The organism is Mesorhizobium sp. WSM4846 (assembly GCF_055811415.1).
Genome location: NZ_JBVVPZ010000023.1, coordinates 1 through 12657, shown reverse-complemented (window position 1 = coordinate 12657; position 12657 = coordinate 1). Strand labels below are relative to the sequence as shown.

The following is a 12657-nucleotide window of genomic DNA, read 5'->3' as shown; positions in this document are numbered from 1 at the left end:
CATCACTTGCGGAGGCGAAGCGCAAACTCCTCGCCTCCATTCGGATCCTGGGAGGAGGATCAGCTGACCGGATCGAGAACGGTGGGCCAGGCCTCCTTGTTGGTCTTGATGGCTTCGAGAAGCTTCTCCTCGCCGGTGCGGCGGGCGATCTTCTTCCATTCGACCTCGGTGTCGGCCATCGCCTGCTCGGCGTTCTTGGCCTTGGTCAGCGCGGCGACGAGGTTCTCGTCCAGCGCGTTGTGGAAGGCGGTGGCGCCGGGATAGTTGATGGTCGGCACGGTGCGGGCGACCGTCTCGCGCACCACATCCATGTGGTAGGCGTGATAGGTCTGGCGGACCAGCGGATCGGAGAAATCCGACAGCCGAAAGGGATCGAAATAGCCACCCGGATTGGCGGTCATCCAAGCATAGATGCGGCTCGATCCCAGCCACTGCAGGAACAGGTAGCAGGCCTCCGGATTCTTGGCCTGCGAAGAGACCGAGGCCGACAGATTGAGCCACAGCACCGAGCGGCTGATCAGCTTGCCGTCGATCTCGCGGCCGGGCGGCAGCATCGAGCCGATCTTGCCGGTGACGGCTGAATCCTTGTTGCCGGCATTGTCCAAAAATTTCGGCAAGTTGGAGAAGGCGCAGGTCATGGCGGCGCCGCCCTTGGCAAAATTTCCGTACTGCTCCGGCCAGCCCCAAGAGATCGCATCCGGCGAATGGTGGGCCAGCGAGGCGATGTACTCGTTAACAGCGGCAATGCCTTGCTGCGAATTGATCAGCGGCTTGCCGGTATCGTCGAACAGGAACTGATTGGGCGAAGCCATTGAAACATAACGCTGATACCAGTTGGTGTAGCCCCAGCCCTGGTTGCGCAGATCGGTCGAACCGAACAGGCCCTTGTCCGGGCGATGGAAGAAGGCGGCGATCTCGTCATGCTGCTTCCAGGTCTTCGGCGGCGCCAGTTCATAGCCATGCTTGTCGGAGAAGGCTTTCTTCTCGGCCGCGTCGCCGAACAGATCGGTGCGATAGACCCAAGTCTGGAAATCGCCGTCCAGCGACACGCCATAGGTCGAGCCGCGATACTGGTTGAGCAGCGAGACGCCCTTGGCGCCGTCGACATAGCCGCGCTCGGGGTCGTCCCATTCCGGCTTGTACTGGGCGACGAAGTCGTCAAGCTTCAGGATGCCGCCGGTTTCGGCGAGGTCGCCGAGACGGTTCCATTCCACCGCGTAGATGTCATAGGCCCCACCCTTGGTGGAGATGTCCTGCATCGTTTTGGTGAATTCCTGGCCGTTCGGCACGCCGACGATCTCGAGCGGAATGCCGGTTTCTTTCTCCCACAGATCCTTGATCGAAGGCGCGCCGGCGGGAAATGGCTGCGTCAGCTGGCCGATCGAGCCGTCGGACAGGCCAAGCACGATCTTGGCCGGCGCCTTGCCGGCCCCCTTCATCGCCTTGGCCGCCTCGATGGCGCGGCCTTCCGGCGTGTCGGGACCATACTGATAGCGCTCCGAGCCGTCGAAGCCGGTCGGGCCGCCGATCATGCCCGGCGCCAGCGCATCGGCCGCATAGGCGCGGCTGGGGCGGATGAATTTCGGCGCGATACCTGCGGCGGCAACAAGCACGGCCGCCTTTCCACCGGACGCCAGCAGACGGCGCCGCGACATGCGGATCATATCAGACATTGGAACTCCTCCCTCGGGGGCCTTGTTCCTCCACGGCCCTTATGATGGATATTGACGGCAGTATGGGAAGGCTGTCAACATCATAAATACTCAAAACAACTCACAACATAGCAAAATGAGGGAAAATGCAGTCGACCCAGATCATCACACCGCAATCGCTGCTTGAATTTGAGGGGCCTGAATTTGAGGGCATCGTGCGCCGCGCCGATCCTTTTCGGCCCGGCTCGACGATTTGGTGTAGCGCGCCGGCTTGCGCATCGGCTAAGGCCGGATACATCATTTCCCATCAGAATCGCGGATGGCATGAAGCCGTCATCCGGCATTCGAACCATTGAACGCGCGATTTTGATGCGCGATAGCGCGCAAGCAGTGAGGTGATCGACTGTGCGGTCCACCCTGACAGACATAGCCCGGGAAGCCGGCGTTTCAGCCGCGACGGTCGATCGTGTGCTCAACAACCGCGCCGGGGTCAGGGCGCGCACCCGCGAGGTCGTGCTGGAGACGGCGCAGCGACTGGGCTACATCGCTGAAAATTCGAACAGCCCGACCCCGCGCCACGCACCGCCCGGCGATGTCATACGGCTCGACTTCGCCCTGCCCGCCGGCACCAATTCCTTCATCAAGATGCTGCACCGGCATATCGAGGCGCAGGCGCAATCGCGGCCAGACCTCGATGTTCGCGTCGCCACGATCGAAGGCTTCAATCCCGACCGGCTGGCCCGCCTACTGCAGGAATTGCGCGGTCAGACGCAGGGCGTCGGCGTCATCGCGCTCGATCACCCGACGGTCCGCGAAGCGATCCGCTCGCTGTCGGCCAGCGGCGTCAAGGTCGTCACCATAGCGTCCGATATCCTGCATGTGCCGAGGGTCGCCTATATCGGCATCGACAACCGCGCCGCCGGCCGGCTCGCCGGCTATCTGCTCAACCGCTTCATGGGCGCCGGTCGTCCGGGCAAGGTCGCGCTGTTCGCCGGCTCGCTCTCCTATCGCGGCCATGAGGAACGCGAGATGGGGTTCCGCCACATATTGACGGAAGAATCGCCCAATCTGCAGATCGTCGAGATGCGCGAGATGCTCGACGACCGGGAAAAGGCCTATGCGGAAGCCTCCGCCCTGCTGGACCGGCATCCGGACCTGGCCGCGATCTACAATGTCGGCGCCGGCAACACCGGCATCGCCCGCGCGCTCAAGGAGCGAGGCCGCGCGCTGTCGACCGTGTTTCTCGGCCACGAGGTGACGGAAGGCACCAAGGAGCTTTTGCTCGACGGCACGCTCGATGCAGTGATCGACCAGAACCCGCGCGTCGAGGCCCGCGAAGCACTCAACACCTTGACCCATGCGATCAGGGGATTGCCCTACGAACTGCACCAGCCGAGGCTGCAGGTGATCTTCAGGGAGAGCATCCCGGAGATCTGAACCTTCCGCTCGAAACAAGTTGGCCGCGCCAGCAAGTGCGGCCTGTGGTGCTCCGGCGATCAGGTAATCATGAGCTGGATGCCGTGCGGGCTGTTGTCTTCGGGGACGAGGACGACCGCGGATCGCCTTTGCGTGCCAAACGGCTCGGCCTTCGGCTGGTTTGCAGCGGAAGCAGCTGCCGCCAGGATCGTTCGCGAACACTGGCGCGGCACGCTCGGGCTCGGTCGCGACGAGACGCTGGTTGCCGCCTATTGGCGGCGCGGCGCGGCAGGACTGATGGCCGGCTAGATCCTGCTCACGATCGCCCGGTCACCCTCGCCGAGGCCGATCGCGATCCGGTCGCCGGAGACAATGCCCGATATGTCGCAGACGACCAGCGGCATGCTGATTTCGTAGAGGAACTCGGCGACGATGGCGCCGACGGCCAGGATCGGATCGGGCCGCTGCAGGATGATGCCGGCCGGCGCCGTGCCCCGGCGGATCGCCTCGGCCAGGACCGAAGACGAGGACGACGATCCCCGCCCGGATGCCATCACCAGGATCTTGCCGGCAACGTTGCCGCCCGGGTGCGATCGGTCGATGATGTCGCCCGTTTCGGCATCGACGCCACCCCAGAAGCTGAGCGCATCCAACAATACCAGCGCCGATCCCTGCGCCTCGCCGGCATGCTGGAACGTGCCAACTCTGTTCAGGGCTCGACTGTCCTGTTGGCTCATCGCGCGCCTCGCACGACGCGGCCGGCAGCGGCCGAGCGAACGCAGTCTGCCAGGTCGCCGAAGGCCACTGTCACGCCGATATTGCCGGGCGCATAGTGCGCAAATTTGCCGGAATTGGTCATCACCACGCCGTCGAGACGCTCGAGCACAGAGGTGACATAAGTGCAGGTATCGGTAACCGGAATGAGGTTGAACTTTTGCGCATCGTCCAGTTCGCCCTCGTCCTGCAATCTCTTGAAAGTGGCGCGCCCGGTGTTGACGTAGATCGGGATGCCCCTGCCCGGCGCCACCTCGCGCAGCATCGGCAACAGGCGCATCCATTCCTCGTGCGAAAAATGCGGCGTGCCGAGCGATACGGCCGCAAGCGGCGCTCCGTCGGGGACGCTCGACAGTTTTGCCAGCGCCTGGTCGATGCCGGCGCGACAGATCCGGATCGTCGCCTCCGGCGCCATGCCGCGAAATGCCTCGTCGAGCGTCCTTGCTTCCGGCGTGATGCCGACCGCATGAAACAGCGCCACCGCACCCGTCGTTGCCGCCGCCGCGCCAAGCGCCTTCAACTGATCCTCGTCGCGCGGCTGCGGCAGGCCCGATATGACCGGAATGCGGTCGCCGCTCGCTTGCCCGATTACCAGCCCGACGCCGACGAACAGGGCATCGGCAGGTTCGAAAGAACCGGTCAGCTCGAACAGGATTTGGCCGCGCCGGTTTTCGCTGAGATGCAGTCCCCAGGCCGGCGCGCGCCCGGTCATCGCGCAGCACAGATCGATGAAATCGCCATAGCGGTTGGTCCGCGCGCCGATCACCGAATTGGCAAAGACGATGGCGTTGGACTCGCCCCAGGCGATCTGCTCGCCAAAGCCCGGCCGGAACCGCGTCTGATAGGGCGCGCAGGTGAAGGTCGCCTGGCAGCCGAGTTTTAGATGCGCCTTCATCAGCCGCCGCGCCGGCACTTCTTGCGCCGGCGGCATCTTCACCAGCCCGGGATGGATGAGGTCGAAAGAACCGACATTGAGTGTCGTCGGCACCCGAACGCGGCCGCCGCCCTCGACCAGCCTTTCGACGAAATCGAGGCTGGCCTGGCCGTGATAGAGGCAGCCGTCGATATGCGCCCCGGCAATGTCCAACAATTTGCGCGCGCCGACGGCGTTGGAAAAGGCGACCAGTATCTTCATCGCTGCGGCCACGGCCCGGTCGTGCTCGCCGTCGAGCATCGACTGGTCGCCCGCACTGAGTTCAAGCGTCATCGGCATGCTCCGGCGCCCCATTTTGCTCGACAGACAGCGGGACAGGTGGGACGGATCGCCAGCTTTTACTAGCCGGCAGCGATCAGCACCGTGCTCTCCGGCGACCAGCGCAGCACCACTTTTTGCCCCTCCGCCAATCTTTCAACGCCGGTGTTCTGCACGATGACCTTGAGCGTTTGCCCGTCGCGATCGACGAAATAGGTGCTGTTGTTGCCGGCGAAGATGCGCTTGGATACCTGGCCGCGGAGCATATTGGCGTTCGGATCGGATGTCCCTGAATCGGTGGCGATGCGGATGCGTTCGGGCCGCACCGCGCAGCTGGCCTTGGCGCCGGCGGCAAGCGTCGCGCCTGCCGCAGCGGCAATCGCCGTGCCGTCCGGCAGCCGGATGCCGGCGCCGGTGGTCTCGCCGCAAAAAATATTGGCGTCGCCGAGGAAGGTGGCGGCGAACTCGCTCTTCGGCCTGTCGTAGATCTCCTCGGGCGGCCCCTCCTGCACAAGCCTGCCGTCACGCAGGATGCCGATGCGGTCGCTCATCGTCAGCGCTTCTTCCTGGTCGTGGGTGACGAAGATGGTGGTGATGCCGATCTCGCGCTGGATGCGCTTCAGCTCGATCTGCATGTCGACGCGCAGCGCCTTGTCGAGCGCGCCGAGCGGCTCGTCGAGCAAAAGCACGCGCGGCTTGGTGACGATGGCGCGGGCCAGCGCGACGCGCTGGCGCTGGCCGCCCGACAGCTGGTGCGGGCGGCGGGCGCCGAGCTTGCCGAGCTGCACCAGGTCGAGCGCGCGCTGCACCTCGCTGGCTATCGTTGGCTTGGCTTGCCCGCGCACCGACAGGCCGAAGCCGACATTGTCGGCGACGCTCATATTGGGAAACAGCGCATAGTTCTGGAACACCATGCCGATGCGCCGCTTCTCGACCGGCACCCGCTCGACGCTCTCGCCGCCGATGGCGATGCGGCCGGAGTCGGGGAAATCGAAGCCGGCGATCTGGCGCAGGAGCGTGGTCTTGCCGCTGCCCGACGGCCCGAGCAGCGCGTAGAAACCGCCGTCGGCGAAATCGATCGAGACATCGTCCAGCGCCTTGTGCGCGCCAAAACTGCGCGACAAATTCGCTACCTGCACGCCGGCCATTATTTCTCTCCGCCGAATTTGAAGAATTTTGCCGTGAGCAGCATCAGCGCCATCGAGACGACGATGATGATCGTCGAGACGGCATTGATCTCCGGCGTGAAACCCTTGCGGATCGCGGCGTAGATCTCGACCGGCAAGGTCGTCTGGCCCGGCGTCGACAGGAAGTACGAGACCACGAACTGGTCGAACGACACGGCGAAGGCGAACAGCCCGCCGGCGATGACGCCCGGCATGATCCAGGGCAGCGTGACCCGCGAAGTCACCTGCCACTGGTTGGCGCCGAGCGATCGCGCCGCCTCTTCCAGCTCCGGCGCAAAGGTCTGCAGCCGGGCTGAGACGACGACGATGACATAGGGCAGCGCCAGCGCCACATGGCCGAGCAGGATCGCGAACAGCCCACGGCCGATGCCGACGCCGAAGAAGAAGATCAGCATCGCCGTGCCGGTGATCAGCCACGGAATGGCGATCGGTGGAAACAGCAGCGCTTGCAGGACTTTCTTGCCGCGAAATTCATGGCGATAGAGCGCCAGCGATGCCGCCGAGCCGAGCACCGTGGAGATGATGGTGGTGATGATGGCGATCTCCACGCTGTTCCAGGTGGCCGAGATCAGTTGGTCGTTCTGCCACAACGACGCGTACCACTCGGTCGTCCATTCGAACGGCAACTGGTAGAAGGGCGAGACGTTGAACGACATCAGCGCCATGATGATGATCGGGAGGTAGAGAAAGGCGAGCAGCAGCCAGATGTAGAGGCGCCCACACCATTCCAGGATACGCGTCGTCGCCATCACGCGGCCCTCTTCAACACCGGCGACGCCAATGCCAGGATGACCAGCACGACGGCCAGCAGGATAAAGGACAGCGCCGCACCCAGCGGCCAGTTGAACACGGCGACGAACTGGTCCTCGATGACCGTGCCGTAGAAAGTGCCGGTGCGGCCACCGAGAATACGCGGTTCCATGAAGGAGCCGACGACGGGAACGAAGATCAGCGCCGCACCGGCGACCAGCCCCGGCATCGACAGCGGAATGATCACCCGTTTCAGCATTTGCAGCCGCGAGGCGCCGAGCGAGCGCCCTGCCTCGATCAGCGAATCGTCGATGGCCTGCAGCGTCAGGTAACAGGTCAGCACTATGTAGGGCACGTAGGAGTGGACCAGGCCGATGATGACGGCCGGATAGGAATACATCAGGTCGATGTTGATCTTGAACGGCAGCACGGCATTGAGCGCGGTATCGAGAATGCCGCCTTCGCGCAGCACCATCGCCCAGGAGAAGATGCGCACCAGGCCGTTCGACCAGAACGGCAGGATGACGAGCAGGAAGATCGCCTCGCGGCTGCGTCCCCTAAGCACCTTGGCCAGCACATAGGCCGCGGGATAGCCGATGACGACGCACCACAGCGTCACCTCGAGCCCGAGCCTGAGCGAGGCCAGCAGCAGCGTCCGGTAGAGGCCTTGCGAGAAGAAGGTGGCATAATTGTCCAGCGTGAACGACCACGCCTTTCCCGACAGCGGCAGTTCGGTCATGAAGGAGAAGAACACCATGGCCGACAGCGGCAAGAAGATCGCCACCGTCAGCCAGAGATAGGCCGGCACAAGCAGCGGCAAAGCCGATCGCAATCCGCTCCTCGAACCGGTTGCGACCTGTCCTGCCATATGCTCCTCCCGAAAAGCTTGCGTTACTTCACATTGACCTTCAGCTCCTGCCACAGCGCCAGATAAGCCTCGCGCTGCGCGTCGCTGATCGGCGCCTGGAACTGGATGCGCTTGGCGACATCGGGGTCGCCCATCACCTTGCGGTTGAAGGCGTCTTCGGGAAGGGCGGCGACCGCCTTGGCGTTGGCCGACACCGGCGCGCCGACCTTGGTGACCCATTCGACGTAGAATTTCGGGTCGGTCATGTAGTTGATGAAGGCCTCAGCGCCGGCGACGTTCTTGGCACCGACCGGGATGGAGAAGGCGTCGAGCCAGGCGACGGCGCCTTCCCCGGGGATGACCAGCGACACCGGCAGCTTGAAATGCGTCTTGGCGCGGTCGGCGGAGCCGCTCCAATAGGTGCCGATGTCGATCTGGTTGGAGGCGACCATCTGGTTCCAGTCGTTTTCCGAGCTCCAGAACGTCTTGATCTGCGGCATCAGCGAGGTCAGCTTCGCCTTGACCGCCTCCATATCCTTGATGTCGTTGATGTTCTGGCCGGTGGCGATGGCACCGAACTGGACCGCTTCGACGGCATCGTCGCGAATGGTGACGCGGCCCTTATGCGCCTCGTTCCACATCTCGGCGATGCTGGTCGGCGGCGTCTCGAAGGCTTTCTCGTTGATGGCGAGCGCGGTCAAGCCCCACACCCACGGCACGCCATAGACCTTGCCGTCGCGGACAAGCATCGGCGAGCCTGCCTTGTCCGAGCTGATGTCGGCATAGTTGGGGATCTTCGAGACATCGATCGGCTGGATCAGCTTTTCCGCCGTCGCCTGGTCGTTGAAGGCGGCGTTGATCATGACAACGTCGTAGAGGCCGGGATTGGTCCTCAGCTTGGTCAGCATTTCCTGTTCGGAATTGAAGAAGTCGTTGACGACCTTGTTGCCGGTCGCCTTCTCGAAGGCGGCGATGGCCCAGGGCTCGTCGGCGCCATAGCCCTTCCAGTTGAGCACATGCACCTCGTCGGCGCTGGCGACCAGTGCGGAAGCGAAGACGGCGGTTGCCGTCAGAAAAGCAGTCAGTTTGGGCATGCGCATGTTCGTTCCTCTCATTGTTTGCCCGGTTGGCGGGCTTGTTACGTCATTTAGGCTGTCATAAATGGGCCTTTTGCTTCCGGCCGTGCACGGATCGATCGTCATGGCTGAGGAATGTCTGGATCTCCTCGTCGGTCGGCGCCGACGATCCGCCATGGCGGGTGACCGAGAGCGCCGCCGCCGCATTGGCGTAACTTGCCGCTTCGAAGGGCGGCACGCCGCGCGACAGCGCGCTGACGAAAACGCCGATATGGGTGTCGCCGGCGCCGTTGGTATCGACGGCGGCGACCTTGAAACCGGCCACGGCCTGCGCGGTGCCGTCAGCCAGTCGCACGAAGCAGCCTTCCGCCCCGGCGCGGATGATGACCGCCTCGGCGGTCGGGCAGTGATTGGAAAGAAGCCGGGCGGCAACGGCCTCGACATCGCCGCGGCCGGCGATCTCGGCCGCTTCCGTTGTGTTGCAGCTCAGCCAGTTCGTGCGCGCCAGCACCCGGTCGAGAATGGCGCGCGGAATGTCCGAGACGACCGGCGTCGGATCGAAGACGAAGGGAATTTCCGCCGGCAGCGCCTGGATCCAGTCGGCCAGCGCGTCGCGGCTCCCGACATAGCTCAGCGTATAGCCGGAGGCGAACACCCAATCCCCCGGCGCAACCCGGACGGCCGCCAACATGCCGAGGCTGAGCACGCTCTCGGCGCCAGGCCATGACACGAAGGTGCGCTCGGCGTCGCCGCTGATCATGGCGACGCAATTGCCGCTGTCCATCAAAGGCGATGGGTGCGTCAGCGTTGCGATGCCTTCGGCGGCAAAAGCGGCACGCAGGAAATCGCCATTCGGTCCGCTGCCGAGCTGGCCGCCGAAGACGACCTTCATGCCGGTGCGACTGGCCGCAACCATCATGTTGAAGCCGCCGCCGGCGACCTGGGCAAAGCTCGATGCGGTCTTTTCGGTGCCGGGCGCCGGCAAGGCGTCGATGCGGTAGACATAGTCGACCACCGCGCTGCCGATATGGACGAGACGCCGGCTCATGTCAGGCTGAGCTCCGCTCATGTCAGGCTGAGCTCCGCTCATGCCGCTGCATCCTTGGCCGCGCTGCTTTTCGCCATCCGCGCCGCGACCAGGTCGGCGGCGAGCGCGTGCACCTGCGCCATGTCGAGGCCTCTGAGCCGGGCGATGTATTCCCTTGGCAATCGGCAAAAGCCGGCGCAGGCGCCTGCCATGCCGGCGGCGATGGCGCCGATCGTGTCGGTGTCGCCGCCGAGATTGGCGCTGATGACGGCCGCCTGCCAGGGATCGCCGCCGGCGATTTCCAGCACCGCGAAGGCCGCCGGAACCGATTCCTGGCTGGCGACGCCGGTGCCGACCAGGTCGACGATCAGCCGGATGCCGTCGGTGACGGCCTTGCCGCGAACCAGGCCCCTCGCCCAGTCGATCCGCGCGGCGATATCGCCGCCGCTGGTCCAGTGACCGCGTTCTGCGCCCTGCCTGGCCGCCACGACCGCGCGATCCGAGGCGGCGCGCCAGTCGCCGCCGGCAACGCCACAGCTGACGGCGGCGGCAACGGCAGCCGCCGCGGCAATGGCGATCGAGGTGTTGTGCGTCGCCCGGCAGGTTTCCGCCACCTTGGCGACCAGCGCGCCGAGCGGCTCCAGCGGCATCATGATGCCGACCGGCGCGATGCGCATCGCCGCGCCATTGGTGTCGCCGCTGCGCCCCGCCTCCTCGGCCGGCACGCCGTCATTGATGGCGTCGATGGCGCGCTTGGTCGAAGGTCCGAGCAGATCGTAGCTGCCGCGCGCCTTGACCTCGCGCTCCCAGTCGAGCAGCGCCTTGACCCAGCGCGTGTGGTCGAAGCCATCGCCTGAAGCGACCAGGATGCGGCCGAGCAGCAGCGCCTGTTCGGTGTCGTCGGTGACAGTGCCGGCGGACAGGCCCTTCGACACCGGATGGTCGGCGGCGGGCGCGACGAAACCCTCGACAGGACCGTAGAGCTCGACGATGCGGGCCGGCGACAAAAGCTGCGTCGGCATGCCGAGCGCATCGCCCAGCGCCCCGCCGACAAGCGCACCCATCGCCCGGTCGATCGCCGCGGCCATCTCCATGCTCAGAACTCCAGGTGAAGCGCGAAATGCGCCGGATTGAGCAGGCTGGTGACATATTCGATGGCGCGGCCGTCGGCGGCGCGCGTCAGGCGCCGCGTGCGCAGGAACGGCGCGTCCGGCGCGCAGTCGAGAATGGCCGCGTCCTCGGCGCTCAGCATCTCGATATCGACCCACTCCTCGCCGTGATCGGGGACAAGCCCCGCCGCGCGCAGCGTCTGGTGCAGCGAGCCCTCGCGCAGGCCGCGCAGCGGCACGTCCTCCAGTTCGGGCGACAGCGGCAGGCGGCTGCGCTCGATCGAGATGGCGTGGCCGTCATCGGCGTTTGAGCGCACCCGGTCGACGGCGATGAAGAACGGGCTTTCGACGCCGAGTGTGGCGGCGAGCTCGGCATCCTGCATGACTTCGAGCCTGAGCGTGCGCGTCTCGGCATTGGCGCCGGCATTGGCCAGTGCCCGCGACCAGCCGACGGCGTCGTCGACCGGCATGCCGTCGAAGGTGACGAACGAGCCGATGCCGACCTTGGTGGTGATCAGCCCGCGGCTCGACAGTTCCTCGAGACCCTTGCGGATGGTGTTGCGGCTGACGGAGAAGCGCTGGACAAGCTCGTTCTCGCTCTGCAGGCGGTCGCCGAAGCCGAGCACGCCGGAGCGAATCTCGTGCTCGAGGACGGTGGCGATCCGTTCGGGCTTGCCGGTTCCGGGAGACGACAGGGTCGTGCGACGCGCCATGGAATACCTGTTCAGTAAACCTGTATAATCCTGTTCAATAACGCGATAGGCAAGTCATGTCAACGGCTCGCGGCCGGCACGCTTTTGGGTTCCCGGCATCCCGGGCAAGATTGCCCCTGCTGGTCGCGACGGCCCCTCCCGATCACGACGGGCCCTGCTGATCACGACGGTTCGTCGCAGGCTGGAATTTTATGGGAACCTTCACCGCGCCCGAGCGGTTTTTTCTATAGTCGCGATGCGGCGACGACCGAAAAAATGGAGACAAATGGAGGCAAACCATGCTTATGAAGTTACTCGCGGCGTCCGTGCTCGCCGCTGGTCTGGCCACTTCTGCGATGGCCCAGAGCACAGCCGACCCAGCCGACACAGAGGCTGGCATGGCTCCCGGCAGCGGCAGGAGCGTCGTCATCGACCCGGCCCCAACCGATCCGAACCTGGCCGAGCCGGATGCTGTCGATACCGGGATTACCGGTAGCATCATTGCGGGCCCCGACGGCACGAATTCCAATGCCGACCGGAACTGCCCGCCAGGCCCGCAGGGCGCGATGCCTGATGCCACGCACAAGGCTCCCGGCACGGTTTCACCGACCGTCAACGACAGGCACTGCGGCATGTAGCCGAGATCGATTTCGGGACCAGCGCTTCGGCCGCGGGACAGTGCTTCGTCCCGCGGCCGAAGCGTTATGTGCGAAACCTTTGATGGCAGAGCGAGGCGCCCCCCTCTGTCCTGCCGGACATCTCCCCCACGAGGGGGGAGATTGGCAGCTTCGACGACGGCACTCTTCTTGCGACTTTTGTGATTGGCGAAATCAGTGATGACAGCCAATCTCCCCCCAAGTGGGGGAGATGTCCGGCAGGACAGAGGGGGGCGCCTCGCTCTGCCATCAAAGGTTTCGCACATAACGCTTCGGGCC

The 12657-nt window shown here is 64.9% G+C and carries 14 protein-coding genes; 4 read left to right on the top strand and 10 right to left on the bottom strand.

Annotated elements, in window-relative coordinates; genetic code table 11:
* Positions 1-59 precede the first annotated feature (59 nt).
* Positions 60-1673 (bottom strand): extracellular solute-binding protein, encoded by a 1614-nt coding sequence (locus tag AC0L15_RS19450; RefSeq protein ID WP_473496796.1) that lies wholly within the window; start codon positions 1671-1673, stop codon positions 60-62.
* A 125-nt stretch (positions 1674-1798) separates the two neighbouring features.
* On the opposite strand from AC0L15_RS19450, the gene AC0L15_RS19445 reads away from it, so the two are divergent.
* The 3 genes from AC0L15_RS19445 (at position 1799) to AC0L15_RS19435 (ending at position 3377) form a co-directional block, all read left to right on the top strand.
* On the top strand, positions 1799-2008 hold the full coding sequence (locus tag AC0L15_RS19445; protein ID WP_473496794.1) for a hypothetical protein: 210 nt from the start codon (positions 1799-1801) through the stop codon (positions 2006-2008).
* Between the two features lie 49 nt (positions 2009-2057).
* A complete protein-coding gene (locus tag AC0L15_RS19440) occupies positions 2058-3089 on the top strand; it encodes a LacI family DNA-binding transcriptional regulator (RefSeq protein WP_287307680.1) in 1032 nt (343 codons plus the stop codon).
* A 69-nt stretch (positions 3090-3158) separates the two neighbouring features.
* Complete coding sequence (locus AC0L15_RS19435; protein ID WP_473496792.1) at positions 3159-3377, top strand: SIP domain-containing protein; 219 nt, start codon at positions 3159-3161, stop codon at positions 3375-3377.
* Here the strand turns inward: AC0L15_RS19435 and AC0L15_RS19430 are convergent.
* From AC0L15_RS19430 to AC0L15_RS19390, 9 genes are all read right to left on the bottom strand, one after another.
* Positions 3374-3805 (bottom strand): aconitase X swivel domain-containing protein, encoded by a 432-nt coding sequence (locus AC0L15_RS19430; RefSeq protein WP_473496790.1) that lies wholly within the window; start codon positions 3803-3805, stop codon positions 3374-3376. The two genes, AC0L15_RS19435 and AC0L15_RS19430, sit on opposite strands and share 4 nt — an antisense overlap.
* Positions 3802-5049, bottom strand: coding sequence for an aconitase X (locus tag AC0L15_RS19425; RefSeq protein WP_473496788.1), 1248 nt, complete (start codon positions 5047-5049; stop codon positions 3802-3804). Before AC0L15_RS19425 ends, AC0L15_RS19430 begins: the two co-directional genes overlap by 4 nt.
* A gap of 68 nt (positions 5050-5117) precedes the next feature.
* Entirely contained in the window at positions 5118-6182 is a 1065-nt protein-coding gene (locus AC0L15_RS19420; RefSeq protein WP_473496786.1) for an ABC transporter ATP-binding protein, read from the bottom strand.
* The gene (locus tag AC0L15_RS19415) at positions 6182-6970 is read right to left on the bottom strand and encodes an ABC transporter permease (RefSeq protein WP_023798617.1); all 789 of its coding nucleotides are present in this window, start codon (positions 6968-6970) and stop codon (positions 6182-6184) included. The genes AC0L15_RS19420 and AC0L15_RS19415 overlap by 1 nt, the downstream gene beginning before the upstream one ends.
* Positions 6970-7839: an ABC transporter permease gene (locus tag AC0L15_RS19410; protein ID WP_473496784.1), complete on the bottom strand. Its 870-nt coding sequence runs from the start codon at positions 7837-7839 to the stop codon at positions 6970-6972. Before AC0L15_RS19410 ends, AC0L15_RS19415 begins: the two co-directional genes overlap by 1 nt.
* A 23-nt stretch (positions 7840-7862) precedes the next feature.
* A complete protein-coding gene (locus tag AC0L15_RS19405) occupies positions 7863-8918 on the bottom strand; it encodes an ABC transporter substrate-binding protein (RefSeq protein ID WP_287325554.1) in 1056 nt (351 codons plus the stop codon).
* A gap of 55 nt (positions 8919-8973) precedes the next feature.
* Positions 8974-9942: a PfkB family carbohydrate kinase gene (locus AC0L15_RS19400; protein ID WP_473496821.1), complete on the bottom strand. Its 969-nt coding sequence runs from the start codon at positions 9940-9942 to the stop codon at positions 8974-8976.
* Positions 9943-9980: 38 nt separating this feature from the next.
* Complete coding sequence (locus AC0L15_RS19395; protein ID WP_473496782.1) at positions 9981-11015, bottom strand: ADP-ribosylglycohydrolase family protein; 1035 nt, start codon at positions 11013-11015, stop codon at positions 9981-9983.
* A 2-nt stretch (positions 11016-11017) separates the two neighbouring features.
* Positions 11018-11743 (bottom strand): GntR family transcriptional regulator, encoded by a 726-nt coding sequence (locus AC0L15_RS19390; RefSeq protein WP_287250382.1) that lies wholly within the window; start codon positions 11741-11743, stop codon positions 11018-11020.
* 278 nt (positions 11744-12021) lie between these two features.
* Between AC0L15_RS19390 and AC0L15_RS19385 the strand changes: the two genes are divergently transcribed.
* Positions 12022-12360, top strand: coding sequence for a hypothetical protein (locus tag AC0L15_RS19385; protein ID WP_473496779.1), 339 nt, complete (start codon positions 12022-12024; stop codon positions 12358-12360).
* Positions 12361-12657: the final 297 nt, after the last annotated feature.

What these genes read in the sequence shown, in the direction of transcription:
- AC0L15_RS19450 (WP_473496796.1), bottom strand. Translation starts at nt 1,673, where the DNA reads ATGTCTGATATGATCCGCATGTCGCGGCGCCGTCTGCTGGCGTCCGGT.
- AC0L15_RS19410 (WP_473496784.1), bottom strand. Translation starts at nt 7,839, where the DNA reads ATGGCAGGACAGGTCGCAACCGGTTCGAGGAGCGGATTGCGATCGGCT.
- AC0L15_RS19435 (WP_473496792.1), top strand. Translation starts at nt 3,159, where the DNA reads ATGAGCTGGATGCCGTGCGGGCTGTTGTCTTCGGGGACGAGGACGACC.
- AC0L15_RS19425 (WP_473496788.1), bottom strand. Translation starts at nt 5,049, where the DNA reads ATGACGCTTGAACTCAGTGCGGGCGACCAGTCGATGCTCGACGGCGAG.
- AC0L15_RS19430 (WP_473496790.1), bottom strand. Translation starts at nt 3,805, where the DNA reads ATGAGCCAACAGGACAGTCGAGCCCTGAACAGAGTTGGCACGTTCCAG.
- AC0L15_RS19390 (WP_287250382.1), bottom strand. Translation starts at nt 11,743, where the DNA reads ATGGCGCGTCGCACGACCCTGTCGTCTCCCGGAACCGGCAAGCCCGAA.
- AC0L15_RS19395 (WP_473496782.1), bottom strand. Translation starts at nt 11,015, where the DNA reads ATGGAGATGGCCGCGGCGATCGACCGGGCGATGGGTGCGCTTGTCGGC.
- AC0L15_RS19415 (WP_023798617.1), bottom strand. Translation starts at nt 6,970, where the DNA reads ATGGCGACGACGCGTATCCTGGAATGGTGTGGGCGCCTCTACATCTGG.
- AC0L15_RS19400 (WP_473496821.1), bottom strand. Translation starts at nt 9,942, where the DNA reads ATGAGCCGGCGTCTCGTCCATATCGGCAGCGCGGTGGTCGACTATGTC.
- AC0L15_RS19420 (WP_473496786.1), bottom strand. Translation starts at nt 6,182, where the DNA reads ATGGCCGGCGTGCAGGTAGCGAATTTGTCGCGCAGTTTTGGCGCGCAC.
- AC0L15_RS19385 (WP_473496779.1), top strand. Translation starts at nt 12,022, where the DNA reads ATGCTTATGAAGTTACTCGCGGCGTCCGTGCTCGCCGCTGGTCTGGCC.
- AC0L15_RS19405 (WP_287325554.1), bottom strand. Translation starts at nt 8,918, where the DNA reads ATGCGCATGCCCAAACTGACTGCTTTTCTGACGGCAACCGCCGTCTTC.
- AC0L15_RS19445 (WP_473496794.1), top strand. Translation starts at nt 1,799, where the DNA reads ATGCAGTCGACCCAGATCATCACACCGCAATCGCTGCTTGAATTTGAG.